At 62.8% G+C, this 25,642-nt stretch carries 25 protein-coding genes, 1 tRNA gene and 1 pseudogene; 12 read left to right on the top strand and 15 right to left on the bottom strand.

Features of this window, described 5'->3' with window-relative positions; genetic code table 11:
* From E5W70_RS12445 to E5W70_RS12405, 9 genes are all read left to right on the top strand, one after another.
* Window positions 1-294: glutathione binding-like protein (locus tag E5W70_RS12445; RefSeq protein ID WP_292658232.1), on the top strand; the 294-nt coding region annotated here is incomplete at its 5' end.
* Window positions 275-1,435, top strand: a complete 1,161-nt coding sequence (queG, locus tag E5W70_RS12440) for a tRNA epoxyqueuosine(34) reductase QueG (protein ID WP_292658229.1) — start codon at window positions 275-277, stop codon at window positions 1,433-1,435. The genes E5W70_RS12445 and queG, both read left to right, overlap by 20 nt.
* Window positions 1,432-2,340, top strand: coding sequence for an SDR family oxidoreductase (locus E5W70_RS12435; RefSeq protein WP_292658225.1), 909 nt, complete (start codon window positions 1,432-1,434; stop codon window positions 2,338-2,340). The genes queG and E5W70_RS12435 overlap by 4 nt, the downstream gene beginning before the upstream one ends.
* Before the next feature lie 56 nt (window positions 2,341-2,396).
* Entirely contained in the window at window positions 2,397-3,491 is a 1,095-nt protein-coding gene (mepA, locus tag E5W70_RS12430; protein WP_292658222.1) for a penicillin-insensitive murein endopeptidase, read from the top strand.
* A 121-nt stretch (window positions 3,492-3,612) separates the two neighbouring features.
* Window positions 3,613-4,638, top strand: coding sequence for a glucokinase (locus E5W70_RS12425; protein WP_292658220.1), 1,026 nt, complete (start codon window positions 3,613-3,615; stop codon window positions 4,636-4,638).
* Window positions 4,639-4,757: 119 nt separating this feature from the next.
* Window positions 4,758-6,617, top strand: a complete 1,860-nt coding sequence (locus E5W70_RS12420; protein WP_292658218.1) for an ABC transporter ATP-binding protein — start codon at window positions 4,758-4,760, stop codon at window positions 6,615-6,617.
* 20 nt (window positions 6,618-6,637) lie between these two features.
* Window positions 6,638-7,462 (top strand): 4-hydroxy-tetrahydrodipicolinate reductase, encoded by an 825-nt coding sequence (gene dapB / locus E5W70_RS12415; RefSeq protein WP_292658281.1) that lies wholly within the window; start codon window positions 6,638-6,640, stop codon window positions 7,460-7,462.
* Between the two features lie 38 nt (window positions 7,463-7,500).
* Entirely contained in the window at window positions 7,501-8,121 is a 621-nt protein-coding gene (locus E5W70_RS12410; RefSeq protein WP_292658215.1) for a 2,3-bisphosphoglycerate-dependent phosphoglycerate mutase, read from the top strand.
* Window positions 8,122-8,194: 73 nt separating this feature from the next.
* A tRNA-Leu gene (locus tag E5W70_RS12405) sits at window positions 8,195-8,279 on the top strand.
* Window positions 8,280-8,410: 131 nt separating this feature from the next.
* On the opposite strand, the gene E5W70_RS12400 is transcribed toward E5W70_RS12405, so the two are convergent.
* The 10 genes from E5W70_RS12400 to E5W70_RS12355 form a co-directional block, all read right to left on the bottom strand.
* Window positions 8,411-8,782 (bottom strand): DUF4087 domain-containing protein, encoded by a 372-nt coding sequence (locus E5W70_RS12400; protein WP_292658212.1) that lies wholly within the window; start codon window positions 8,780-8,782, stop codon window positions 8,411-8,413.
* An 89-nt stretch (window positions 8,783-8,871) separates the two neighbouring features.
* The gene (locus E5W70_RS12395) at window positions 8,872-9,372 is read right to left on the bottom strand and encodes a hypothetical protein (RefSeq protein ID WP_292658210.1); all 501 of its coding nucleotides are present in this window, start codon (window positions 9,370-9,372) and stop codon (window positions 8,872-8,874) included.
* An 88-nt stretch (window positions 9,373-9,460) separates the two neighbouring features.
* On the bottom strand, window positions 9,461-10,354 hold the full coding sequence (locus E5W70_RS12390; RefSeq protein ID WP_292658208.1) for a M60 family metallopeptidase: 894 nt from the start codon (window positions 10,352-10,354) through the stop codon (window positions 9,461-9,463).
* Window position 10,355: 1 nt separating this feature from the next.
* Entirely contained in the window at window positions 10,356-11,336 is a 981-nt protein-coding gene (locus tag E5W70_RS12385) for an RICIN domain-containing protein (RefSeq protein ID WP_292658205.1), read from the bottom strand.
* 15 nt (window positions 11,337-11,351) lie between these two features.
* The gene (locus E5W70_RS12380; RefSeq protein WP_292658203.1) at window positions 11,352-11,768 is read right to left on the bottom strand and encodes a lysozyme inhibitor LprI family protein; all 417 of its coding nucleotides are present in this window, start codon (window positions 11,766-11,768) and stop codon (window positions 11,352-11,354) included.
* 91 nt (window positions 11,769-11,859) lie between these two features.
* Window positions 11,860-12,840 (bottom strand): PDZ domain-containing protein, encoded by a 981-nt coding sequence (locus E5W70_RS12375; RefSeq protein ID WP_292658201.1) that lies wholly within the window; start codon window positions 12,838-12,840, stop codon window positions 11,860-11,862.
* 120 nt (window positions 12,841-12,960) lie between these two features.
* Window positions 12,961-13,269, bottom strand: a complete 309-nt coding sequence (locus E5W70_RS12370) for a hypothetical protein (RefSeq protein ID WP_292658199.1) — start codon at window positions 13,267-13,269, stop codon at window positions 12,961-12,963.
* 164 nt (window positions 13,270-13,433) lie between these two features.
* Window positions 13,434-13,844, bottom strand: coding sequence for a hypothetical protein (locus E5W70_RS12365; RefSeq protein ID WP_292658197.1), 411 nt, complete (start codon window positions 13,842-13,844; stop codon window positions 13,434-13,436).
* A 50-nt stretch (window positions 13,845-13,894) separates the two neighbouring features.
* Window positions 13,895-14,242 (bottom strand): EF-hand domain-containing protein, encoded by a 348-nt coding sequence (locus E5W70_RS12360; protein ID WP_292658195.1) that lies wholly within the window; start codon window positions 14,240-14,242, stop codon window positions 13,895-13,897.
* A gap of 23 nt (window positions 14,243-14,265) precedes the next feature.
* Window positions 14,266-14,511: a hypothetical protein gene (locus tag E5W70_RS12355; RefSeq protein ID WP_292658193.1), complete on the bottom strand. Its 246-nt coding sequence runs from the start codon at window positions 14,509-14,511 to the stop codon at window positions 14,266-14,268.
* Window positions 14,512-14,822: 311 nt separating this feature from the next.
* Here E5W70_RS12355 and E5W70_RS12350 point away from each other — a divergent pair, with 311 nt between their 5' ends.
* Entirely contained in the window at window positions 14,823-15,269 is a 447-nt protein-coding gene (locus E5W70_RS12350) for a hypothetical protein (RefSeq protein ID WP_292658191.1), read from the top strand.
* A gap of 179 nt (window positions 15,270-15,448) precedes the next feature.
* Here the strand turns inward: E5W70_RS12350 and E5W70_RS12345 are convergent.
* Window positions 15,449-17,448: pseudogene (locus E5W70_RS12345) on the bottom strand (transcriptional regulator).
* Window positions 17,449-17,695: 247 nt separating this feature from the next.
* Between E5W70_RS12345 and E5W70_RS12340 the strand changes: the two are divergent.
* Together E5W70_RS12340 and E5W70_RS12335 are read left to right on the top strand one after the other, a co-directional pair.
* A complete protein-coding gene (locus E5W70_RS12340) occupies window positions 17,696-18,781 on the top strand; it encodes a pyridoxal-phosphate dependent enzyme (protein ID WP_292658189.1) in 1,086 nt (361 codons plus the stop codon).
* A gap of 25 nt (window positions 18,782-18,806) precedes the next feature.
* Window positions 18,807-20,294 carry an aspartate aminotransferase family protein gene (locus E5W70_RS12335; protein WP_292658187.1) on the top strand — a complete coding sequence of 496 codons (1,488 nt, stop codon included), beginning with the start codon at window positions 18,807-18,809 and terminating at the stop codon, window positions 20,292-20,294.
* A 103-nt stretch (window positions 20,295-20,397) separates the two neighbouring features.
* Here the strand turns inward: E5W70_RS12335 and E5W70_RS12330 are convergent, their stop codons facing one another.
* The 4 genes from E5W70_RS12330 to E5W70_RS12315 all read right to left on the bottom strand — a co-directional run bounded on the left by E5W70_RS12330 (window position 20,398) and on the right by E5W70_RS12315 (window position 25,494).
* On the bottom strand, window positions 20,398-22,038 hold the full coding sequence (locus E5W70_RS12330) for an ABC transporter substrate-binding protein (protein WP_292658185.1): 1,641 nt from the start codon (window positions 22,036-22,038) through the stop codon (window positions 20,398-20,400).
* 148 nt (window positions 22,039-22,186) lie between these two features.
* Complete coding sequence (locus E5W70_RS12325; protein ID WP_292658183.1) at window positions 22,187-23,188, bottom strand: alpha/beta hydrolase; 1,002 nt, start codon at window positions 23,186-23,188, stop codon at window positions 22,187-22,189.
* A gap of 16 nt (window positions 23,189-23,204) precedes the next feature.
* Window positions 23,205-23,882, bottom strand: coding sequence for an isochorismatase family protein (locus tag E5W70_RS12320; protein ID WP_292658181.1), 678 nt, complete (start codon window positions 23,880-23,882; stop codon window positions 23,205-23,207).
* Between the two features lie 307 nt (window positions 23,883-24,189).
* Complete coding sequence (locus tag E5W70_RS12315) at window positions 24,190-25,494, bottom strand: Xaa-Pro peptidase family protein (protein ID WP_292658178.1); 1,305 nt, start codon at window positions 25,492-25,494, stop codon at window positions 24,190-24,192.
* Window positions 25,495-25,642: the final 148 nt, after the last annotated feature.

Genomic DNA, 25,642 nt, shown 5'->3' with positions numbered 1-25,642 from the left:
AGCACCGACAGTGCTGCCGCCGCCCGCGCCAATATCCGCCAGCACATGAAATACACCAACTGGTTGGCCGGCACCCGCCATTGGCTGGCCGGCAACAAGGTCACCTATGCCGATCTCGCGGCGGCGGCAGCACTGTCGGTGCTCGACTATCTCGGCGAGATCGACTGGCGCGAACACAGCGCCGCGCGCGAATGGTATACAAGGGTGAAATCACGGCCTTCGTTCCGGCCGCTTCTGTCCGACCGGGTGCGCGGCCTGTCTCCGGTGTCACATTATGCGGACCTCGATTTCTGATACGGCAAAGCTGCGTGCGCTGATCGACCGCGAGGCGCGGAATGCCGGCTTTGACGCCGTTGCCGTCACCACGCCCGATGCGATTCCGCAGGCGCCGGAACGGCTGGCCGAATTCCTTGCCGACGGCTTTCACGGCTCGATGGGTTGGATTGCCAAAACGCTCGAGCGGCGAGGCAAACCAGCGGCGCTCTGGCCAGAGGTCCGCTCGATCATCGTGCTGGCGATGAATTACGGCCCCGACCACGACCCACGCGACATCCTGGCAAAGCGCGACCGCGGCGCGATCTCGGCCTATGCGCAGAACCGTGACTACCATGACGTGATGAAAGGCCGACTGAAGGAGATCGCCGGCAAGATCGTGGCGCGCGCCGGCGGTGACGTGAAAGTGTTTGTCGACACCGCGCCGGTGATGGAAAAGCCGCTGGCCGAGGCGGCCGGCCTCGGCTGGCAAGGCAAGCACACCAACCTGGTCAGCCGCGCGCATGGCTCCTGGCTGTTCCTCGGCACCATCTTCACGACGGCCGAACTGGTGCCGGACGCGGCGGAAGACGATCATTGCGGCTCCTGCCGGGCCTGCCTCGACGCCTGCCCGACCGATGCCTTTCCGGCGCCCTATCGGCTCGATGCGCGGCGCTGCATTTCCTACCTCACCATAGAGAACAAAGGGCCGATCCCACATGAGTTCCGGGAAAAGATCGGCAATCGCATCTATGGCTGCGACGACTGCCTGGCCGCCTGTCCATGGAACAAGTTCGCCCAAGCTGCTTCGGAGGCAAAGCTTGCCGCCCGCGCGGACTTGCGCGAACCGTCGCTCGCCGAGTTGCTGCGCCTCGACGACGCTGCCTTCCGCGCGCTTTTTTCGGGCTCGCCGATCAAGCGCATCGGTCGCGATCGTTTCATCCGCAACGTGCTGATCGCCGCCGGCAATTCTCAGGATTTGTCGCTTGCCGGCGCCGTCCGCGCGCTGCTCTACGACGCCTCGCCCCTGGTTCGCGGAGCCGCGATATGGGCGCTGTCGCGGCTGGTGCCGGGTCGGGAGTTTGCCGAACGTGCCGCAGCCGCTTTGCAAGCAGAAGATGACGAGGCGGTAAGAGGCGAATGGCTTCTGGCCCTGCCAAAGCCGATCGAGGCCCATACATGACAAAAAAGCAGATTTTCATCTTCGGCGCCGGTTATTCGGGCAAGGCCTTCGCCCGCGCCAACAGGGATGCCGACACAACGATCTTCGGTACAACACGGTCGCTGGAAAAACTCGCGGCACTGCGGCAAGCCGGTATCGTGCCGCTGCGTTTCGATGGCACGCTGACCTCCGAAATCGGCGATGCGCTTGGGAAGACAACCCATCTCGTCGTCTCGGTCGCGCCGGACGAGGGCGGCGACCCGGTGCTGGGCGCGGCACGCGAGGTGATCGTGGCCAACATGCCGGAGCTCGAATGGATCGCCTATCTCTCCACCGTCGGCGTCTATGGCGACCATAGCGGCAATTGGGTGGACGAGGCCGCCGAATGCCGGCCAGTATCGAAGCGATCGGTGATGAGGGTTGCCGCCGAGCAGGATTGGCTGAAACTGAGCCACGACATCGGCCGGCCGGTGGCGATCCTGCGGCTTTCCGGCATTTATGGGCCAGGCCGCAACGCCCTGGTCAATCTGGAAAACGGCACCGCCCGGCGGTTGGTCAAGCCGGGCCAGGTGTTCAACCGCATCCATTGCGACGATATTGCCGGCGCGCTCTGGCATCTCGCCGAAGGCAGGCGCGGCGGCATCTTCAACGTCACCGACGACATGCCGGCGCCGCCGCAGGACGTCGTCGCCTATGCCGCCCGATTGATGGGCATCGAGCCGCCGCCCGAAATTCCGTTCGAGTCCGCCCAACTTTCGCCCATGGCGCGATCTTTCTATGGCGAGAACAAACGTGTCGCCAACGCAGCGATCAAGGCGGCCGGCTATGGCTTTCGCTTCCCTGACTACCGCTCGGCTCTCGATGCCATGTGGGCAAGCGGCGACTGGCGCGAGGGCGAGGCGCGCAGTCCGATGAAACGGTCGTGATCGATACGTTGCGCGGGGCGTGGTATCATGCGGTTCAAATCGCGGAGGGGGCCAGCTTGGGGAAGACGTTAAAGCGAGCGTTGCCCGGCAAAACGCTGCTGCTTTCGGCAGCACTGGCCGTCGCCGGCTTGACGGCGCTTGCAGCGCAGACGACGAGCGCCGAGGACCGGGCAAAAGACCTGTTCGGCGCCAAAAAGCTGCCGGCACTCGCAGCAGCGCAATCGATCGGCTTTTATTCCAAAGGCTGTTTTTCCGGCGGCGTCGCCCTGCCCCTGGACGGCCGGCATTGGGAGGTGATGCGGCCGTCGCGCAACCGCCGCTGGGGCCATCCGGCGATGATCGCGATGATCGAGAAACTATCGCGCGATGCCGCGGCCGACGGCTGGCCGGGCCTGCTGATCGGCGACATCTCGCAACCGCGCGGCGGACCGATGCTGAGCGGCCATGCCTCGCACCAGATCGGCCTCGACGCCGACATCTGGCTGACGCCGATGCCCGACCGCAAGCTTTCGACCGAAGAGCGCGAAAACATCAGCGCTACCTTGATGGTCGATGAAAAGACCCATCTGGTAAAGGACGGGCTGTGGACGCCGATGCATACGCGGCTGTTGAAGCGCGCCGCGAGCTATCCCGAAGTAGAGCGCATCCTGGTCAATCCTGGGATCAAGAAGAAGCTCTGCGACACGGTCAAAGGCGACCGCAGCTGGTTGCGCAAGGTCAGGCCGTTCTGGGGCCACGATTACCACTTCCACATTCGCATCGGCTGCCAGCCTGGGTCACCCGACTGCAAGGCGCAGGAAGCGACGGCGTCGGGCGATGGCTGCGACCAGGCGCTGGCCTGGTGGTTCACCGAGGAGCCGTGGCGCCCCAACAAGAATCCGGACAAGCCGAAGGCACGCGACGTGATGACGATGGCGAACCTGCCCAGGCAATGCCAGTTCGTGCTCGACGCGCCGGCTCCCGCCTCGGCGGAAGCAGTCACCTACTACGGCGACGGCGTACCGATTTCGGCCGAACCCGCACTCGCGGCAGAAGCTTCTCCGCCGCCGACGGTCGCAGCCGGCGCGGCAGCGCTTCCAGCCTCGGCGAACGCCTTTGTGGCGACCCCCGAGATCGGCATTCCGCTGCCGCGGCCACGACCGGGGCGCTGATGCGGGCAGCGCGTTCGCTGTCTGCATCAGTGCATCTCCACTTCGAAAACCGATTTCCCTTTTTGCGGTCATGCGCTAGTCAACGAGAGAACGGCGATACGCGTCGGGAACGGACGAGAGCATGCCAGGCGTAAGCGACGACGACACTCTGTTGCGGTTTCCGATCCTGATCGGCGACATAGGCGGCACCAATGCGCGCTTCTCGATCGTGCTTGACGCGAATTCCGAAGCCGGCGAGCCGACGATCGTCCAGACCGCCAACTTCAATACGATAGACGAGGCGATCCAGTCGGCCGTGCTCGACCGCTCGTCGGTCCGGCCGAATTCAGCTGTGCTGGCGGTAGCCGGTCCTGTCGAAAGCGACGAGATCCCGCTTACCAATTGCCCATGGATCGTCAAGCCGAAACAGATGTTCGCCAGTCTCGGTCTCAGCGACGTCGTGGTGCTCAACGACTTCGAGGCCCAGGCGCTGGCCGTCGTCGCGCTCGGCGAAGAGCATATGGAGCAGATCGGCGGCGACGCGCCGGAACCGAATTCCGGGCGGGTGGTGCTCGGCCCGGGAACCGGGCTCGGCGTCGCCGGGCTGGTTTATGCGCTGCATCACTGGATACCGGTACCCGGCGAGGGCGGCCATATGGATATCGGCCCGCGCTCGCCGCGCGATTTCCAGGTGTTTCCGCATATCGAGAAGCTCGAGGGCCGCATCTCCGGCGAACAGATCCTGTCGGGACGCGGCCTGGTCAATGCCTACCGGGCGGTGGCCAAGGCGGACGGCAAGCCGTCGCCCTTTACCACGCCTGCCGAGGTAACCGCCGCGGCGCTGGCAAAGAACGATCCGGTGGCCGAAGAGGCGCTGTCGATCTTCGTCACCTGCCTGGGGCGCACCGCCGGCGACCTCGCTCTGGTGTTCATGAGCCGCGGCGGCGTGTTTCTCACCGGCGGCATCGCGCAAAAAATCCTGCCGGCACTGCGCATCGGCAATTTCCGCGCCGCCTTCGAGGACAAGGCGCCGCACAGCGCCCTGATGCGCAGCATGCCGGTCTATGTCATCACCCACCCGCTGGCGGCGCTTTTAGGGCTGGCCGCCTATGCCAGAAATCCGTCGCTGTTCGGCGTGCAGACGGCGGGGCGGCGCTGGCGGGTCTAGGACACAAGCTGCGCCGCGACGAAGTTTCGCCGTTCCCGGCCATAGGCAAGCCGTCATTGGGGGGTTAAGAGGTTGCCGAATTGCAGCCCGGCCGAACCGAAACCACAAAGCGCTCCAACTTGACACTTCCAGCACCAACCAAAGGGAAAGTCCGTCCCAGCGAGATCGTGGCGGTGATCCGCCGCATCATCGCCGAGAACAGCCGCGATTATCGCTGGTACTATGCTCTTGCCGTGCTGTGCCTGGTGACGATCGCGGCGACGACCGCCTTCACAGCCTGGATCATGAAGGATGTCATCGATCAGATCTTCTACCAACAGCGCGGCGATCTTATCGCGCTGATCAGCGTGTCGATCCTGGCCGCCTTCATGCTGCGCGGGCTGGCCAGCTACGGCCAGGCAGTGACGCTGGCCAAGATCGGCAACAATCTGGTGGCGCGCTATCAACGCCGCATCTTCGACCATCTGATGAAGCTCGGCGTCAGCTTCTTCAACGACACCCGCTCGGGCCGGCTCGCCGCGCAGATCAACGAGAACGTCAACGGCATCCGCGATCTCCTGTCGATGACGCTGACATCGCTGGCGCGCGATGCCGTATCGCTTGTCGCGCTGGTCGGCGTCATGATCTGGCAGGACCCGATGCTCTCGGCGATGTCGCTGCTGATCGGGCCGGCTTTGATCTACAGTGTCACCTATCTGATGCGCCGGGTGCGTCGCATCACCCGCGAAACGGTGCAGATCAACTCGCGGCTGATCGGCGCGATGCAGGAAGCGACGCAAGGCATCGCTATCGTCAAGGCCTTCACCCTGGAAGACGAGCTGTCGCGCCGCATCGGCGGCCTCGTCGCGGGCGCCGAGCAGCGGGCAAACAAGATCGCCCGCGTCTCGGAACGGCTGACGCCGATCTCCGAGATGCTGGCCGGCTTCGCCGTCGCCGGCGTCATCGCCTATTCCGGCTACCGGGCGACCGTCGGCGGCCAGCCGCCGGGCGCGGTGTTTGCCTTCATCACCGCCCTGCTGCTTGCCTATGACCCCGCCAGGCGGCTGGCGCGTATGCAGGTTGGCATGGAAAAATCGCTGGTCAATGCGCGCATGATCTACGAGCTTCTCGACCTCGAGCCGCAGCAGGGTGACGCGCCGGCAGCCGCCGGGGCGAAATTCACCTCTGGCGAAGTGCGCTTCAACAACGTGTCCTTCCGCTATGTCGAAGAGGCGCCGGTCCTGCAGGACCTGAGCTTTGTCGCCGCCGCCGGCAAGGTGACCGCCATCGTCGGCGCCTCGGGCGCCGGCAAGACGACGCTGGTTGCGCTGCTGCAGCGCTTCTACGACGTCGAGTCGGGCAGCATCGAAATCGACGGCCAGGACATTTCAAAGATCACCAAGCATTCGCTGCGCGGCTCGATCGCCTATGTTTCACAGCAGCCCTATCTGTTCGAAGGCACCATCCGCGACAACATCCGCTATGGCAGGCTGAGCGCCACCGACGCCGAGATTGAACGCGCCGCGCAACAGGCCGCGGCAGACGATTTCATCCGCCAGCAGCCGCAAGGCTACGACACGCCCGTCGGCGAGAACGGCGTGACGCTGTCGGGCGGGCAGCGCCAGCGCGTATCGATTGCCCGCGCTATCGTTCGGCAGGCGCCGATCCTGCTGCTCGATGAAGCCACCTCGGCGCTCGACAACGAGGCCGAGGCCCGCGTCCAGGAAGCGCTGACCCATGTCATGGAAGGGCGCACCACCATCGTCATCGCGCACCGGCTGTCGACGGTGGTCAATGCTGACCATATCATCGTCCTGGAGCAGGGCCGGCTGATCGAACAGGGCACGCATGCCTCGTTGATGGCCGACCCGCACAGCGTCTATGCGCGGTTCCACCGGGTGCAAGGCAGGAAAGGGCTGGGGCTTGTCGATGACGCCAAGCCAATCCAGACTGCGGCGGAAAATGGTCGCGCGAAAAAGGCGGCCGGGAGACATTCATGAGTGACACTTCGACCGTCAACATCAATGAAACGGGGGAAATGGGCCTGGTGGTGGTGGGCGCGGCCGGCCGCATGGGCCAGGCGCTGATCCGCGCCATCCACACGATACCGGGCGCCCGCGTCGCCGGCGCGATCGAGCGGGCCGGTTCGCCCCATATCGGCAAGGATGCCGGCGAGCTGGCCGGCGTCGGCAGGCTCGAAGTGGCGATCGGCGACGATCCGCTGCCGGCCTTCGCCAAGGCCGACGGCGTGCTCGACTTCACCACGCCGGCAGCGACCGTCGAATTCGCCGGCTACGCCGCGCAGGCGCGCATCGTCCATGTCATCGGCACCACCGGCTGCTCGGCCGAAGACAATGCCAGGATCGCGGCGGCGGCGCGCCACGCGACGGTGGTCAAGTCAGGCAATATGAGCCTCGGCGTCAATCTGCTGGCGGTGCTGGTGGAGCAGGCGGCGCGCGCGCTCGATGCTGACGATTTCGACATCGAGATCCTGGAAATGCACCACCGGCACAAGGTCGATGCGCCGTCGGGAACTGCGCTGCTGCTCGGCGAAGCCGCCGCCATCGGGCGCGGCGTAGCACTTGCCGGCAACGATGTTCGCGTGCGCGACGGCCATACCGGCGTGCGCAAGGCAGGCTCGATCGGTTTCGCCAGCTTGCGTGGCGGCTCGGTGGTCGGCGATCACAGTGTGGTGCTGGCCGGTACCGGCGAGCGCATCACGCTCGCCCACCACGCCGAAGACCGGGCGATCTTTGCCCGCGGCGCGGTCAAGGCAGCCCTGTGGGCGCGCGGCCGCAAGCCGGGCCTGTATTCGATGCGGGACGTGCTCGGCCTGACAAGCTGATCCACAAGATTTGATCCACAAAATTTGAAGGAGCAAATATGTCGAGAACTCTCGTGCTCGTGCGCCACGGCCAGAGCGAATGGAACCTGAAGAATCTTTTTACCGGCTGGCGCGACGTCGACCTGACCGAACTGGGCCATGCCGAGGCCAAGCAAGCGGGCGCCAAACTGAAGGCGCGCGGCATGAAATTCGACATCGCCTTCACGTCGTCGCTGATCCGGGCGCAGAAGACCTGCCAGCATATTCTTGACGCCGTCGGCCAGAGCGACCTCGAGACCATTCGCGACCAGGCGCTGAACGAGCGCGACTATGGCGATCTCTCCGGCCTTAACAAGGATGATGCGCGCAAGAAATGGGGCGAGGAGCAGGTGCATATATGGCGCCGCTCCTACGACGTGGCGCCGCCCGGCGGGGAAAGCCTGAAGGATACCGGCGCGCGCGTCTGGCCCTATTACCTGCACGATCTGCAACCGCATGTGCTGCGCGGCGGCACGGTGCTGGTGGCGGCACACGGCAATTCGCTGCGCGCGCTGATCATGGCGCTGGACGGCAAATCGGGCGAGGAGATCGTCAAGCTCGAGCTCGGCACCGGCGTGCCGATCATCTACACGCTCAACGCCGATTCCACGGTGGCGTCGAAGGAAGTGCTGGAGCATTGAGCCGGAGAAGCAACGCGGCTTTCAAAAAAGCGCGTTGACACTCATCCCTCGCCCGCTTAATGAGCGCGCACCAGCCCAGATGGCGGAATTGGTAGACGCGCACGGTTCAGGTCCGTGTTCCGCAAGGAGTGGAGGTTCGAGTCCTCTTCTGGGCACCAAATTCCCGTTTCGAACTTTTTGATAGGGTTCAGAAACCCCAAGAAAAAGCCCGGTTTTGCCGGGCTTTTTTTCTGGAGCTGATGCCTAGGCCGTCCGCCGTCGCCAATGGCATCCACAAGATATCTAACAATTACCCGTCCGGGTTAGGCAGCGATCTGTCGTTGCGACAGCGCACCAGCGGAAGGATTTCGCCGGAGATCACTCTGGTGATCTTCTGTTGCTTGGCGTTGGTTACGACGGTCATGCACGCACATCCGTAGCCGTGACCCGAACCAGGCACATTGGTCTCGACGAATTGCCGCTCGTCAAAGGCCGGCACATTGTCGATGCCTTTGGGATCCGGTCGCCCTTGCATCTGGATCCACCAATCCCCGTCACTGTCGGTCAGGACGAGGTTGCCGGGTGTCGGGCTGGAGTACCAGCCACAACGGCGCTCGGCATGGGTGGCAGCAGGCAAGGACATGGTGGCCAGGCAGAAACAGATTGCGAACAATGGGCGCATGAGAACCTTCACCTCCCTTCAGTAAAGCAGGTCATGCCGCCGATAAACTGCGTTGACGCCGGTAACGAGGCGGCATGATTTTGTAAGCCTTATGGCCTCAACTTCGTGTCCACATTTTCTTCGATCAATCCGCAATGAAGCGTCACAGGCTTCCTTTGGACATCGCTTAGTGGACCGTCGATGAAATCGCAGCTGAGCAGATTGTCCGGACTGCTCTTGCGCGCCGACGCAACGTTGACGTTAACCTCGGGAGGGCCGGCAAGCCAGTCGAGACGCTTCGTGTCGACCTTTGTGCCGCCGATGTGGGCGTGGCCCGCTGTGCCCGCTATCTCGACCTCTTCGTCCTGCGGCGTGAGATCGATCTGGCCGACTTCGTTGGCGTGCTTCTCGGCGCTCCGCTTCGGGTCACCGTAATAGGAGGCGAGGACAACGATCCCTTCCTTTTTTGCCGCGAGCCTGGCGGCTGCCTTTTTGGAAAGCGTGACGTTGACGTCGAAGCCCATATCGCCCTGGGTTGTTGCCGACGCAACACATGCCAGCAGCGCAGATGCTGCGATCGTCACCGCGGGCAGTGATCTATAGCGTTTCACAATCCATCTCCTTTAAGGCCCCTCACGCAATGCCGATGCCCCCCGCATCCTTTCGTGTCTGGCGCCGGCATCACGCTCGCCGCCGGCTTCACCGTGAAGCGACATTCAGACCGACGCGCGACAGTTGAGAATCTGCTGGAGGCAGGTTCAAACGCTTTAATCTGTCGGCGGTTTCCTGCTCGATGTGCAGCCCCCAATCGGAAAAGAACCGGGTCAGGTCCTGATTTGCGACCGTACTGGCACGCAGGATGAAGGTTTGTACCTTGACCGCATCCTGCTCATTGGCATCATCCAGTGGATGCTCGCGATAATATCGGTGAAGCTTCGGATAGAAATCCTCGCCGAGACCCCGGCGCAATTGATCGAACATGACCAGCCGCGCCCAAAGCTCATCGTCGTCATCCGCGCTGACACGCATCTGTTTTTCATTGTCGAAATCGCGCGTCTTCCGCGCCAGATATCGCGCCGCCAGATCCAGCGGCGTCTTGCCAGTAGAGTCATCGCGCTCTTTCAAGCGGGACGGATGGCCAAAATGTGCCTGGGCGTTGAGCGAGTAGATATTGACCGTAGTTTCTACAATCTCGCCCCAGGTCCAATCTTGCTGCTGGTACATATGGCCGGTTTCATGCCAGATCGACCACGCTTGCCGCAGCTTATTCACGTCCAGCAAATCACCCATGTTGCTGCCGGGGACACCTATAAAATAGTTGCCTGCGTACATGTATATGCCATCGTCGAAGACCTTCGCCGGTGTCACCGTGTCCTGCTGATAGTGCATGCGCAAACGGGATGCCCGATGAAGTTTGGAGGAACCGTCGAGACCGGATAGCGCATCGTACCAGCCTAGAATTTGCTCGAGGGTGTCGAGAATTTCCGCAGGGTCGTCCTGAGGCGCCCTCATATAGACTTTGCGGGTCGCGGTAATGGCAACACGCTCGCTTATCATCTCGACGAATGGCGCACCGGGCATGTCGGTGAGCATTTTACGCCAGTCTTCGAAGCTTGTTTTTCCCTTGACGTAGGGGGATCGAACTGCCGCCGCGCACGATTGCCACGTCGATCGGAGGCAGAGCCGCACTGAAGCCGCTCTCGGCGTAGCGGAAATAGATCAGCCCGTCGCGCTTCGCCGTGAAGTCGGTGCGCCCTTCCTTGGCAATGACCAATTGCGGGTCATCCTGGGGTCTTTCGTCATAGAAGCTGTTAATCGGGCCGATCATGATCATCAAGCCGTCGGGGGAAGGCGGCAGGCCTTCGGCCGTAACCGATACTGCCTCTCCCTTTTTCACGAACACACCGCTTGGCTGATCGTCCATCAGCTTCGTGCGTCTCAGCCTATTGGCCTCGGGTGTGGCTGCAGGCATCGGAGCGAGGCGATAGCGTTTGTTCAGGTTGTCGAATTCCGACACCGCTGCCGACGCGGTTGCCGGTCGGTCGCCATTGCCGGCCGGATAAAGCAACCACTGGGCATTGTCGTCCAGGCTGGCGTCATAGACGATGATCCGAGCGTCGTCCGCACGTTCATTGGCCCTGACGTTGAGCGTCGTGCCGCTGTCATCCAGCTCGATGCCGTAGCTGTTCAGATGCGGCTTGAAGCGCCATGCCTGCCCCTCAGCGGACTGCTCGTCCTTGAGGACGACACTCGTATTCCCGTTTTCGTCTTCGTCGCCCCCGGCAAGATACGTTCCGTATCGTCGAGACCGGATTTGATAGGTTGCGCCGTTCGTTTCTCCGGTCGCCCTGGTGATGGTCCACAGCTGCGCGGGACCATCCTTGGGTTTGCGAGCGGACTGACCAAGCACGATCTCGCCATGCCTGTCTTCAAAGGCGGTGAGCGCTTTGTAGGAATGCTTCGCGACGATATAATAGTCCCCGTTGGGGATCTCAGCGGCACCTGCGGCCGTAACAATTGCCACCAGCAAGAGCCCGGCTATCAAGTGCGCTCCAGATACGATGAAGGTCTTCATCCCGACACCGACGTGTCAATTCGCAGCTGGGACGGGACAACTCATCGGATCGCCCTGCTTGCCGCATTTCAGGTAACCCTCGAAGGCTTTGACCCGGGATTGCGCCAGGCTGTCCATGCACTGCGCGGTGAGCATCGGCATTACGCTTCCTCCGGCAGCTCCCGCGGTCTGGAAACTGCACTCGGCGTCGCGAAATTTGTCCCAATCCCGTTGTGCCTGGACGAGAAGCTTCTTGGTATCCGCGTCACCCTTCAGGCGGGCTTCGATCTGTTGGTAAAGCTCATTGAGCTTCTTGTCGGATTTCTTGAACGCGGCATCGGCGCACGCGTTCAGGGAGGCCTGATCCTTGGCAGCGGCGTAGCACTTGTCCTGGGCAAAGGCGAAAGTCGGCATGGCCAGAACCACGGCAGCAGTCAGAATTGCGGTTTTCATCGATTTCCCTCCGTTTAGAATCCACCGAATTGACGGGCGGTGGTTTATCCCGCCGTTCACTTCAGATATCCGTGGCCGGCAGGGCCAGCCACTAGTTGGAATCGTCATCATCCGATCCATTACTGCCGTCGCTACTGTCATCCGACGCATCGCCATCCGTGCTGTCATCGTCGGTGTCGGTGCTGTTTTGGTCATCGTCACCGGCCGTTGAGTCTTCATCGTCGTTCTGATCGGTCGAATCGTCCTGATCGTCGGAATTATTGTCGTCGGTATTGTCATCCGAGCTATCGTCGGCGGCGTTGTTGTCGTCATCACCATCATCGTCATTCTGATCGCTCGAATCGTCCTGATCATTGGAACTGTCGTCGTCGGTGCTGTCGTCCGAGCTATCGCCATCGGTGTCCGCGTTGTTATCGTCGGAATCGTCATCAGCATCGGGAGGAGTTACGTCTGGACTGCTGTCGCCGGGCTGCGAGTCGTCTTCGCGATAGCTCGTGTCGTTGAGACTTGTCTCCATCTCGTCGTCGTACTGATCGACGATCTGCGTCCACTCCTCATGGTTATCGACGCTCGTCCATTGCGAGATATTGTTGACCGAGATGTTGGTATTGAAGTTGTTGACGGTGATGTTGGTATTGACCTCGACGACATCTGCGACTTCTGTTCCGCGGTTCACGCCAAACAGAAAACTGGTAGCGCTCACGGCAAGAGCGGCCCAAACGAGTCGGTCGACATCGGTCGGCGTCGAAATCGGTTGATGCCGCACTGTGGCAAGCACGTCACCCGGCCGGATGCCTTGCCGCGCGGCAACGCCATGGGGTGCAACGGCCAAGACATACACCCCGCGAAGCTTGGGCGGGATCTGATAGCGGTGCCGAGAGGCGTGGTTGATGGGTATCAAAACCGCGTTAAGAGCCCGGGAAACATAGGGTTTCGGCAGATCATATTTGCTGGCATACGCAACATTGATCGTGTGCGGGACGGCTACACTCACAACAGCCGTCATTTTCACTGAAGTTGCCAATGCACGGGCGAACCGCATTATCAGTCTGGATTTTCGAACAGTTTGCATTTTTGCACATCCTGCAGCTGATGATTGGAACCGATCTCAGAGGCCCGGCGCCCCGGATCACTCACCAACCATTCTCCCCCTGCACCAACGGTCAGCGGCAATTTCCAGCGATCATCACCGTCATTCCGTAACTTCGTCGGCAAAACACTTTGCCAGGTCTTGCGGCGCTCCGAGTTTCTTTGCCCAGGATACGAGTTCAGGCTTTTCCGATGGGTCGGCATAGCCGCCCCATACGTCGCGAAACTGCTTCTTTCCGTTGACTGTCTGGAAGAACATCACGCCGTCATCGCTCACCGGCGTGGAGACGTAGGCGGCACTCCAACTGCCGCTCTCCATGATCGTGATGAACTTCGCCTGAGCGGGCTTGAACTTTTTGTCCAACGCCGAGACGACGAGAGGGGCATACTCCTGCTTGCGCGCCTTCGTCACTTCGACCTTTACACCGTCACAGGCGCTATTCGCAGCGAAAGCGGGACGTCAGCGTCATTCCCAGCCCCGCAAGGCCGACCATGACGATTTTGGCACGCCGACGGATGAGACCGTTCAATTCAGACATGAGTGGCTATCCTCTTCCTTGTTCGTTGCAGGGGCCATCAATCGGAATCGTCATCGCCCGATGAACTATCGTCGTCCGATGACCTGTCATCGTCTGGCGCATCGACCTCGCAGCCGATGCCGCGGCAGCCTTGGTAGTTGCCTTGGGTATCGAAGTTGGGATTGCCTTCCTTGTCGTACTGCGGTCTGTCGTCGATGCTTTGATCCCCGTCATCAGGATCGTCGACTTTACACCCCAGCCCACGGCAGCCGATGTAACGGCCCCGCGTATCGAAGTTGGGATTGCCATTCCTGTCGAACTGCGGCCGGTCATCAATCTTTCGGTCCCGTTTATGAGGCCGATCAACCAGGCAGCCCGACCCGCGGCAGCCATCGTAGCCGTCGTCGGTGGTACATCCGGCGATCGCCATCAAAGCAGTGGCCAGGGTCGCATAGATTACGAATTTCATGGTTCATTCCTCCGACTGCCTGGCGGCTGGGGATCGTTCGTATCCGAAGACTATTGCAGGCGGCGGTCCCCGCTCTTATCGGCCGCCGCGAAGTCCTTCATCACCCGGTTCATGAATTCGTCCCGACTGACACGGCCGTTCCCGTTCGCATCGGTCGCTGCGAACTGATCGGCGTTCAGGACGTCGGCGGTTTCGGCTTGGCTGAGAGCGCCGTTATTATCGGCGTCCAGCTTTTCGAAGGCCCTGGTCATGAAGGCCTGATACTCCTGTCGGTTCACCGCGCCGTTGTCATCGGTATCAAGTTGGTCTTGGTGACCCTCGTACATGGACTGCTGTGCCGTGGCCGCGCCGGCGCAAAGCAGGAGCAAGGAAGCTCTGGTCGCGATTATGGATTTCATTGTCTTGTCCCTTTCTTCTCGTCTCAGCCGCAGGCAAGACGATTGCCGAGGTAGCCACCACCGCCGATGCCAATCGCGGAACCGATCACACGTCCGGTTCCACCACCAATGGTGCTGCCGATCAGGCCGCCCACGATCGCGCCACCGACAGTACCGGCGATGCAGCCGAACTCGCTGTTGCGCGCCTGAACTTCCGGGTTGGATGACGACTGGCACGCCGTAAGCGCGAAAGTGCCCGCGAGCACGATTGCCAAGGTTGATTTCCTCATCGCTCTTTCCTGATCTGATTGCTGATTGGGTGCCATCCGCGGAGGACAGAGCTTCGCCGGCCTCGAAAGAGCCAGACCGTGGCCCATGCATTCGAAGACTTAGTCGCTGGCTGTCGTGATCTCTTACGTCGAGGGGAAACGCTCCCCACGGGGGGCCGCATTAGCGAATATCGATTTCCCTCTCCATGCTTCGCGCCCGTCCGCCCAAGCATGCCAGCAACCAACTAACGCGGCTGCTGTTGCCAGAAAGTTGCATCCGAAGTCGGCGTATGGCAAGGAAAAATTGCAGTATCGCGGGTTGAATGTTGCAAATGCTTAATAATTCAGAACCAATGCCGGCTATCTTAGCAGATACTGAAATTCGCTTCACAGCAATGTACCAGCACAGAAAATCGACTTTATTCCATTGGCTGTATGTTGTTACAAGTAATATACCACTTGTTATGCATTTACGCAGATCGAAAAAAGCCAATGGCGAAATCGCTTCTTATACGATTGCCTGTATCCTGATCTATTGTCGGTATTTTTTTTTGACCGAGCCCACCCGGTTGCGCAGGTCGAAAGAAACGCTGCTCACTTATTCGAGTTTTTTCAACGCTGCGGCGTGCCACATAGAGGCGCAGTGGGGGTGCTGCGGCCGCGTTGTGAGCATCTTCCCAGCCGGATTGTCATCGGGTAGCGTGCAGGGGCGGCACGTGAAGGTGCTCTCTTTGGCGAACGCACTGCTGCACCTTCAGCCGTTGCCCGTCAGAAGATAGGGCTGGTGCTGCCTCGTGGACACCGACGGCAACGTCAAATCCGTTGAGCCCGTCTGATCCGCTCTGGTCGATGAATTCGCGACCAATCTGACGACGCGTCTTGGCTGCGGACATGACAATGCTTGGGGCGGCCAGCCGCGATGAGCGGTTTGGAGAGCCTAGCTAACCGCGTGCCTGCCTCACCCCAGCCCGATCCGCTTGGCGCCTTGCCGGAACAGCGCCTCGGCGTTCGGCTCGAAGCGGAAGGTGCCGATGAAATCGTCGGCGCAGTAGTTCGGCAGCATCTTGCGCAGCGCAGCGGCGAAACTTCGTGCCTCCTCCAGCCGCCCCGCCAGCGCAAGGCAATGCGCGGCGATCGCCAGGATGATGGCATGGGCGTTGGGACGCGCGGCTGCTTTCAGCGCCCACTCGGCGGCTTCGTCGAACTGGCCGAGCCGGACATGCGACATCGCCCTGGCGCCCAGCATGCCGAACAGCAGCGGATCGAAGGGACTCAGATGCCTGGAATGGTCGGACGAGCCGATCGCGGCCTGCGGATCGCCGGACTGCGAATGGACGAACGACAGCGCATAGTGACCGAGCGCGAAATTCGGGCTGAGGTCTACGGCGCGTTCCAGCTCGATGAGGGAGCCGTCCTGCTCGCCGCGCAGCCACAGCGCCCGCCCCATGGCCCAGTGAGCGGCCGGATTGTGATCGTCGACGAGCAGGCTCTGGCCGGCAGCCTCGAAGGCCAGGGCGCTTTCCTGGTCGCGGTCGCCCCAGCGCTGGAAGGCATTTTGCCAATGGGTGAAGGAGAGCCCGGCATAGGCGCGGGCGAAGGTCGGATCGAGCTTCAAGGCTATGTCGAAGAAATGCCGGGCCTGCGCGTTTTCCGCGCGGGTGAAGCGGTACATGTGCCATAGGCCACGGTGGTAGGCTTCCCAGGCGTTCAGCGAATTGGGCGCCTTCAACATGGCGCGGTTGCGTTCGACGGTCTCGATCTCGGCCGAGATCGACGAGACGATGCTGTTGCCGATATCGTCGAGCACGGCAAAGATGTCGTCCAGCTTGCGCTCGAACGTCTCGGCCCAGACTATCCTGGCGGTGCGCACCTCGACCAGCTCGACCGTGACGGTGACGCGGCCGGCCTGGCAGCGCACCGTGCCGGTGGCGACATAGTCGACATTGAGCCGACGGCCGGCATCCTCCGGCGCAATGTTTTTTTCGGCGAGCGCAAACACCGAGCCGCGCGCGATGACGAAAAAGTCCCTGAGCTTGGCCAGGCGGGTGATGATGTCGTGGGTCAGGCCGTCGGGCAATCCACCGCGCGGGCCGCCAGGACAATCGGCTCCCTCGGCAAATGGCATCACCGCAAGCGAAGCCTTCTGCGATGCAGCAGCATAGGAATGGGGAAGCACAATTGACGCGTGGGGGGCCGCGGGTACGAGTGGAGGTCGCGCCCAGAGCGTCACTGTGGGTCGTTCGCCGCGGATCGTGCGCCATGCCTCACGAACGGGTCCGAAATCCAGATCCTCCGAAGCAAACAGCTGCGCCGCGGAAGCGAGATGTTCCTCGCCCGCGTCAAACTGGCCGCGCTGCGCCAGCCTGGTCAGAAGAGCCACATGTGCGCGCCCGTCGAACGGAGCGAGTTCCAGCCATTTGTCCAGATGCGAAGACATTTCGTCGGCATCCGCCGGCAGCTTGTTGACGAGATGTTCCAGGATGGCGGCGTGCCACGAGGTGAAGCGGCGGCGCTGAGCGATCAGCCAGCTGTTGAAATGGGGGCTGCGGTCGATCTCCAGCCCATCGAGAAAGTCGCCGGCGAACCTTCCGGAAAAGCCTGGAGCCGCTCTCGACCGAGCGTCTCAACGCCCTTGGCGGCGGCCGAGGCTATGTCGACAGCGTCGACGGAAGCACCTGTCAGATCAAGCGCGATCGTGTCGCCTGGTGTCTCGACCCTGCGATGATGCGGTTCATCGAGGATGCCTCTAAGCTTGCTCAGGCACCAGCGAAGCTCGCCGCGCGGGTCGTTCGGCACGTCCCACAAAAGCTCGCACAGGCGGCTGCGGCCTACCGGATGGGGCGCCAGCGCCAGATAGGCGAGCAGCGCACACAGCTTGCGCGATTTTGGGAGCTGGATGATGATGCCGTTGCGTGCGATCGTCAGCGGTCCGAGCAGACGCACGGAAAGACCGGCCATCTCGCCGCCGAGGCTCGATCGGGCGGATTCCACGTAAGTTTCCACGCCTGCTCCCACGCTGGCCAGTCGGCCTTTGTTTTATCACCAAACGCGACACGGTGCATCCGGCAGCGAATTCCCGCGCCGGATGCTGGCATTGCCGGGAGGCAAATGTAGCGCGGCAAGGTCTCGAAACCTCGCCGCCCAAGCCACCCGTCTGTAACCGGCCCGTGACGACAAGGAACAACGACAAAGCGAGGAGATCGACATGTTGCATCAACAGAAAATCAGAACCACCGCCGGGCGCGGCCGCCTGTTCGACAGCATTCTCGACACGGTCGGCGATACGCCGGTGATCCGCATCAATAATCTCGGACCGGACCATGCCACGATCTACGTGAAGGCCGAGTTCTTCAATCCCGCCGCCTCGGTGAAGGACCGGCTGGCGCTCAACATCATCGAGGAAGGCGAGCGCAGCGGCGCTCTAAAGCCTGGCCAGACCGTGGTCGAGGCGACCAGCGGCAACACCGGCATCGGTCTGGCCATGGTTTGCGCCCAGAAGGGCTATCCGCTGGTGGTGACGATGGCCGACAGTTTTTCCATCGAACGCCGCAAGCTGATGCGCATGCTGGGCGCCAAGGTAGTGCTGACGCCGCGCGCCCAGAAGGGTTTTGGCATGTACAAGAAGGCAGTGGAACTCGCCGAAGCCAATGGCTGGTTCCTTGCCCGCCAGTTCGAGACCAAGGCCAATGCCGCCATTCACGAAGCGACGACGGCGCGCGAGATCATCAACGATTTCGCCGGCTCGCGGCTCGACTGCTTCGTCACCGGCTACGGCACGGGCGGCACAGTCGCAGGCGTCGGACGCGTGCTGCGCCGCGAGCGGCCGGAGACCCGGATCGTGCTCGCCGAACCGGCCAATGCGCAGCTGATCGGCAGCGGCAAGCCGCAGCAGCGCGGCGCCGGCGGCGCGCCTGCCGCCAGCCATCCGGCGTTCGAGCCGCATCCGATCCAGGGCTGGACGCCCGACTTTATTCCGGACGTGCTGCAGGAGGCGATCGACGCTGGCCTCTATGACGAGGTGGTGCCGATCGCCGGGCCCGAGGGCATGAAATGGGCCAAGGCGCTGGCGCAGAAGGAAGGGATTTTCACCCGCATCTCCGGCGGAGCGACCTTCGCTGTGGCGCGGCAGATCGCGGAAAAGGCGGCGCCCGGCTCGGTGATCCTGTGCATGCTGCCCGACACCGGCGAGCGCTACATGACGACGCCGCTGTTCGACGGCATCGAAGCGGAGATGGACGCCGAGGAGACTGCGCTTTCGCAGTCGACGCCCGGCTGCCAGTTTCCGGCGTGACGGCGGCACATCGGGAGCGGCCTGCATGGACACGAAGCCTGGATTGGCCGTCACGGCCAGCGAGGAAACGCTTGACCCCTCGGACTGGGCCGACGTGCAGGTCCTGTCGCATCGGATCGTCGACGATGCCGTCGCTTACCTGCGCGATGTCAGGGAGCGTCCGGTGTGGCAGGAGATGCCGGTTGATGTGAGGGCCTTCTTCACGGCGCCGCTGCCGCGTTCGCCGGCTCCGCTGGCCGAGGTGTATGGCGAAGTAACCAGGAGCTTGATGCCCTATCCGATGGGCAACGTCCATCCGCGTTTCTGGTCCTGGTATATGGGCTCGAGCAATTTCACCGGCGCGCTCGGCGATTTCCTGGCCGCGATCCAGGGCTCCAACCTCGGCGGCGGCAACCATGCCGCCGCGCTGATGGACAACCAGGTCGTCGATTGGTGCAAGGAAATGATGGGCTTTCCGCAATCGGCCAGCGGCACACTGGTCAGCGGCGGCTCGATGGCCAACATCATCGGGCTGACCGTGGCGCGCAACGCCACAGCGGGTATCGACATACGCGAGCATGGCGTTGCCGGCATCGACAAACCGCTGCGCTTCTACGGCTCCGACCAACTTCATTCCTGCCATCGCAAGGCGATGGAGGCGCTCGGCCTCGGCAACCGGGCGCTGCGCCGCATCCCGAGTGATGCCGGGCTGCGGATCGACATCGCTTCGTTGCGGGCGGCGATCGCCGAGGACCGCGACGCCGGCTTCAAGCCGGCCTGCGTAATCGGTACGGCCGGCACGGTGAACACCGGCGCAATCGACGATCTGCAGGCGCTGGCTGACCTGGCGGCAAAAGAGGATCTGTGGTTTCACATCGACGGCTGCATCGGCGCCTTGCTTGCGATTGCGCCGGACAATTCGCATCGCGTCGCCGGCATCGAGCACGCCCACTCGATCGCGCTCGATCCGCATAAATGGCTGCACGCGCCCTTCGAGGTCGGCTGCGCGCTGATCCGGGATGCCTCCGCGCATCGCGGCACGTTCGCGGTGACGCCGGAATATCTGGAATCGACGCCGCGCGGCCTGGCCTCCGGCCAATGGCTGCACGATTACGGCCTGCAGACGACGCGGGGCTTTCGCGCGCTGAAGGTGTGGATGGCGCTGAGAGAGCACGGCATCGAAAAGTTCGGCCGCCTGATCGACCAGAACATCGCGCAAGGGCATTATCTCGGCGCGCTGATCGAGGCCGAACCGGCGCTCGAACTGGCGGCGCCGGTGAACATCAATATCGTCTGCTTTCGCTATCGCGCCGATGGGTTGGACGCTGAGCGCCTGAAAGCGCTCAACACCGAGATCATGCTGAGGCTGCAGGAAGAAGGCATTGCCGCCATTTCCGACACGACGGTGCATGGCCAGCATTGCCTCAGGGTGGCGGTCAATAACCACCGCACCCGGCGCGGCGACCTGGACCTGCTGATCCAGGAAACGATGCGCCTCGGAGAGGAGATTTCAAGGGCGGGCGCGGCTCGCTGATCCCGTGTGGCGCGCAGATCGTCATGCTCCGGGTTGGCGGGAAGCGGCTTCATCACAACGCTAGAGGCGGAATGTTGCCGACCGATCGAACCTGCGACAAAGCTCACGCGTCGAGCCAGACCTTCTCGAAATGCTGCTCGAGCGACTGGTGCTGCTCGCAGCCATGCACGCCCTTGCGATAGGTGCGGTAGACCGAGCGCCAGTAGGGCTGGATGATGACGCCGGAATCGCGCAAATTCTGTTCGATCTTGGCCATGAGCTCCTTGCGGGCGCCGGGATCGGGCATCGCCAGCGCCTTGTCGAGTAGACTGTCGAATTCCGGATTGGCATAGGCGCTCTCGTTCCAGGCGGCGCCAGACTTATAAGCGAGCGCCAGCACCTGGACGCCGAGCGGCCGGCCGAGCCATTCCGTGCAGGAGAAAGGATATTTGCTCCAATCGTTCCAGAAGGTGGCGGCCGGCAGCACGGTGCGCTTGATCTTCAGCCCGGCCTCGCGCATCTGCGCGGCGATGGCGTCGCCGGTGCTCTTCTGCCAGTCGACATCGACCGAGATGAGCTCGTATTCGTGGTCGGCCTTGCCGGCCTCGGCGAGCAGGGCCTTGGCTTGATCGGTGTTGCGGACGGCCGGGCCGATATCGGCATATTCGGGATGCATCGGCCCGACATGATGGTTCTCGGCAGGCTTGCCGCGGTTGTCCATGCCGATTTTCAGCACGGCGGCGTTGTCGACGGCCAGTTGTGCGGCGCGCCGAACCTTGATGTTGTCATAGGGCGGGTTGCCGATATTGAAACGCGCGACGATGGTCGAGCCGGTGGCGATTTCCGAATTGCTCAGGCCCATGGAGTCGGTCTGCGCAACCGTGTCGGAGGCGGTTTCGTGGTCGGTGTCGACCTCGCCCGATTCGAATGCCGACAGCATGGCGTTGGGATCGGAGCCGTAGTCGACCCATTTGATGCCGTCGAGATAGAACTCGCCCTTCCACCATGGCTTGTCCTTGCGGCGGACTTCGGCGCCGACCTCGGCGTCCCACGCGACGAGTTCGCAAGGACCGGTGGTGATCGCCAATGCCTTCAGCGGATCGCCGTCGCCTTCATAGCTGCGATGCATGATCAGCGCCGGATAATCGGCCATGCCAGCAATCAGCGAGATGTCGGGCTTAGGCAAATTGAGCCGGACGGTGAAATCGTCGACGCGCTCGATGCCGCCGTCGACGGCCTTCTTGGTATCGGCGTTGACCAGTGCGCCCATGCGCGCGGCGACCGAATTGCCGGCGACGGACGCATCGCACCAGCGCGTCAGATTGTGAATGACATCGTCGGCATTGAAGGTGTGGCCGTTCGACCAGCTGATGCCCTTGCGGACATGCAGTGTCAGCACGCGGGCGTCGTCGCTGGTTTCCCAGCTCTCGAGCAGCCATGGCTCGAAGGTGAAGTCGCGCTTCCAGCGCACCAAATATTCGTTGCACTGGCGGGCGACGTTGGACATCTCGACGCCGTCGAAAGTGCGCGGATCCTTCCAGCCCTTGACGTTCATGGCGACGCGCAGAACGCCGCCGCGCTTCGGCTCCTCGGCCCTGGCCGGCGACGGCGCAAGCCCGCCCAGCGCCAGCGCGCCGGCCGCACTGACGCCGAACGCGGCCATGGTGGCGAGATATTCGCGCCGGTTCATCTGGCCTTTCTTGAAGCCGTCGGCGACGGGCTCGGCCTGCGGATGCAATTTCCGGTCGGTCAGCATGAACTTCATCGTAAATCCTCCCTGTCGGGCCTGCGCATCGCGGACGCCGGCTCCTTACGTGGCGTGATGATAGGGCTGGCCTGACCGAAGCAGTGTTCGGGTTTCCGCAGTTGTTGTGCGCTGTTCCGCGACAGTGAAGCTTGGAGGACGCTCCCCGTCACTCCGGCCAGTCACCCCCGCCCAGCGCGGCTATTGCCGCCACGATGCGATCAAAGGCCTCGCCGGCGCGCGGCACGGCCTTGCGGGCGCGCAGGAAGCTGTGCACCAGCCGCGGCTCCTCGCGCCACCATGCCTTGCCGCCGGCGGCAAGGATGCGGTCGCGATAGGCTTGGCCGTCCGCTGACAGTGGGTCGCATTCGGCAGTGACGATGACCGTCGGCGGCAGGCCGGAGAAGTCGGTATCGCTAAGCGGCGAAAATGTCGGGTCGTCCGGCGACTGCCCCTTCCCTGCCCGGATATGCCGATAGAATTCGACATCGCGCAATGTCAGCAGTGGCGCCTCGGCGTGCTCGACATAGGAGCCCGCGCGCGCTTTGCCGTCCAGCTCTGGGCCGTCTAGCTCGTCACCGCCGAGCTCGGGATAGATCAGCACCTGGCCGATCGCATGGCGAAGATGGCGGCGTGTCGCCTGTGCCACCGCAGCGGCCAGGTTGCCGCCGGCGCTTTCGCCGCAGAGCACGATGGGCAGTTCCGTCGTCGCCGCAGCCCATTCGAATACCGCCAGCGCATCGTCGAAAGCCGCCGGATGCAGATGCTCGGGCGCCAGCCGGTAATCGGCGGACAGCACGGCAAAGCCGGTGCCGGCGCATATTTCGGCGCAGATGTCGTCATGGCTGTCGAGCCCGCCAAGGACGAAGCCGCCGCCGTGATAATAGACGACCATCGCTTGTGGCGCCGTTCGCGCCAACTGGTAGCGCCGCACGGGGATCGTACGGTCGCCGACGCTGCTGTCGTTTGCCTTGACACGGGGCGGATAGGGCTCGCGAAACGCCCGGCACATGGCATCATAGACCGCCCGCTGCCTGTCGATTGGCATGTAGACGATCTCGGGCGGATACCACTCGTTGACCCGGTCGATATAGGCCCACAGCTCCAAATCGAGCAGCGTTTGGTATTTTCCGCGCTCTGTCGTTTCTGGTCGATCGGCCTCGGTGATCATCGCGGCGCGGTCCCGCTCAGAGCTCGGCGTAGAGGCGGGCGGCGTTTTCGTAGCTGAAGCGCAATGGCACCGATCCCTCGACCTGCCAGGCTTCGACCGTCTCGCCGGCCAGCAGCCGGCAGGCGCCGTCGGTGGTGGTGACGGCGCCGCCATAGAGCCGGTTGGCGAGATTGAGAATGGCCGTCTGATGCATCGCCGTGCTGCCGCTGCCGCAGGCATCCTTGACCAGCAGCACGCGAAACCCGAGCGCTATCGCATCCTTGACGGTGGCATCGATGCAGGCCTCGGTCCAGACGCCGGCAACGACAAGCCACTCGACGCCATCGGCCTTCAGCCGCTCGGCGGCAGGCCCCGCGCGGAAGGCGCTGGCATCGGTCTTGACCAGCATCGTCTCGCCTGTCGCCGGGCCCACTTCCGGACAGATCGCCGTCAGTGGATCGTCCTTGTCGGAAAACGCCGACTTGCCGTTGGCCTCGACCGGGTGGAACGGCCGTGCCGTGGCGAGATCGACGATATAGGCCCAGTGGTACAGGGGCACATTGTTGGCCCGAGCCGTCTGCTGCAGCCGCTGGACATTGGCGAGAATGTCGCCATAGCCTTCGACCAGATAGCGCTTGTCCCGCCGATGCTCCTCCTGGAGATCGATGAACACCGCCGCCACCTTGCCGCGCTTGATCGAAATCGGGCTTTTCATGCGAATGCGCCTGGGTTGCGGGCCAACGCTGTTCCTTTCAGCGAGCCGGTGCAAGCATTGGAGACTGGCCGAAGCGTCCCCACCTTCGTCATCCCAGGGCGAAGCAGGAGCGAAGCTCCGTCGCGGAGACCCTGGGATCCATGCCGTGACATTAGCCGAAGAGTGCAGCGGAGCAGAATTCTGCACCGCAGCAGCGCCCTGAAGTCACGGCATGGATCCTGGGGTCTGCGCCGCGTCGCTGCGCTCCTTGCTCCGCCCCAGGATGACGAAGCGAACGGTGTTTCCGACAGTCGCCAAAGTACGAGCGTCAAACCTGTTTCTCCAGAAAATCGTCCTCATAGGGGAAGCGCGACAGGAGCTCGGTGCCGGTCTCGGTGATCAGGATTTCGTCCTCCAGCTTGACGCCCTCGCGGCCGCCTTTCTCGCCGATATAGCTTTCGACGCTGACCACCATGCCGGGCACGATGACACCGTCGCGGCCATAGGTCTCGTAATCCATGGCATGCGCTATGAACGGCGTCTCGCCATGCATGCCGACGCCGTGCATGACCGAGGTATAGCGCTGGTCGACGAAGCGGTCCGGGATTTTCCAGGCCTTTTCGGCAATCTCGCGAAACGCCATGCCCGGCTTGACGACCCCGATGTTGTGCTGAACCTGGTCGTGCGCCATGCGGTAGAGCGATTTCTGGTAATCCGTCGGCTTGCCCGGGCCGCAACGGAAGGTGCGCGAAAAGTCCGAATAATAGCCGTAGCAGCCGATCGTGTCGGTATCGAGCGCCAAGAGTTCGCCCGGCCTGATCTTGCGGCCGCTCGCCTCGTTGAACCATGGATTGGTGCGCTGGCCCGAGGTCAGCAGCCGGGTTTCGATGAACTCGCCGCCCTGTCGGATCACCTCGCCATACATGATGGCGAACAGCTCGTTTTCGGAAACGCCGGGCTTGATCGCTTCGCGCACCGCATAGACCGCGGCCTCGGCACCAGCCATCGACACCTGCAGGCATTTTACTTCCTCGGGAGTCTTGACCGCGCGCACCGCCAAAATCTCGCCCTGGCAATCGCGGACATCGCAGCCGCGCTTTTCCAGCGCCAGCGCCTGCAGATGGCTGCAGCGGTCGAGGCCGAGCTTCATCGAGCCGCCGCCATGCGCCTTGAGCAATTCGGCGATCTCGTCGGCGAACGGACCGGCGGTTTCGTCGTCGCGGCCCGACACCGAAGACCACACCAGCTTGGACGGCCGCGCCTCGTCGATCGTGTCGAGCACCATCGAGACGTGGTAGCTCTGCGGATATTCGAACAGCACGATCGGCCCTTCGGTGGGGATGAAGAAGTAGCGCGTCGAGTTGCGCAGGAAATAACCGAACATGTTGCGGGAGCCGGTGGCGTAGCGCTGGTTGTAGGGGTCGAACAAAACCACGCCGCCATAGCCGGCCTCGCGCATCCAGGCGCGCAGCCTGGCCAGCCGGCCCTTGCGCAGCGCATCCGCGTCGATGAAGGACGGCTCGGTATCCGACAGCCACATGCCGCCGGCCGGATCCGCCGCAGCCGGATGGCGCATGCGATCCCCAAAGTCGACGTCCTCGGTGCTGTCGGGGTCAAAAACGACGATGCTCATGGGTGCCTCCTGGAAGGCCCTGAACATAGCGGCGCGCCGCGAAGAGGCTATGCCGAATCCCGCAGATGTTGTGCCGGACGCCGCAGAGGCGCTGGAGGGACAGCACCCCCCTCTGGCCTGCCGGCCATCTCCCCCGCAAGGGGGGAGA

The sequence above is a fragment of the Mesorhizobium sp. genome (assembly GCF_005063415.1).
Lineage (GTDB): Bacteria > Pseudomonadota > Alphaproteobacteria > Rhizobiales > Rhizobiaceae > Mesorhizobium.
Note: the sequence above shows the minus strand (reverse complement) of the source record. Positions and strands in the feature narration are given on the sequence as shown.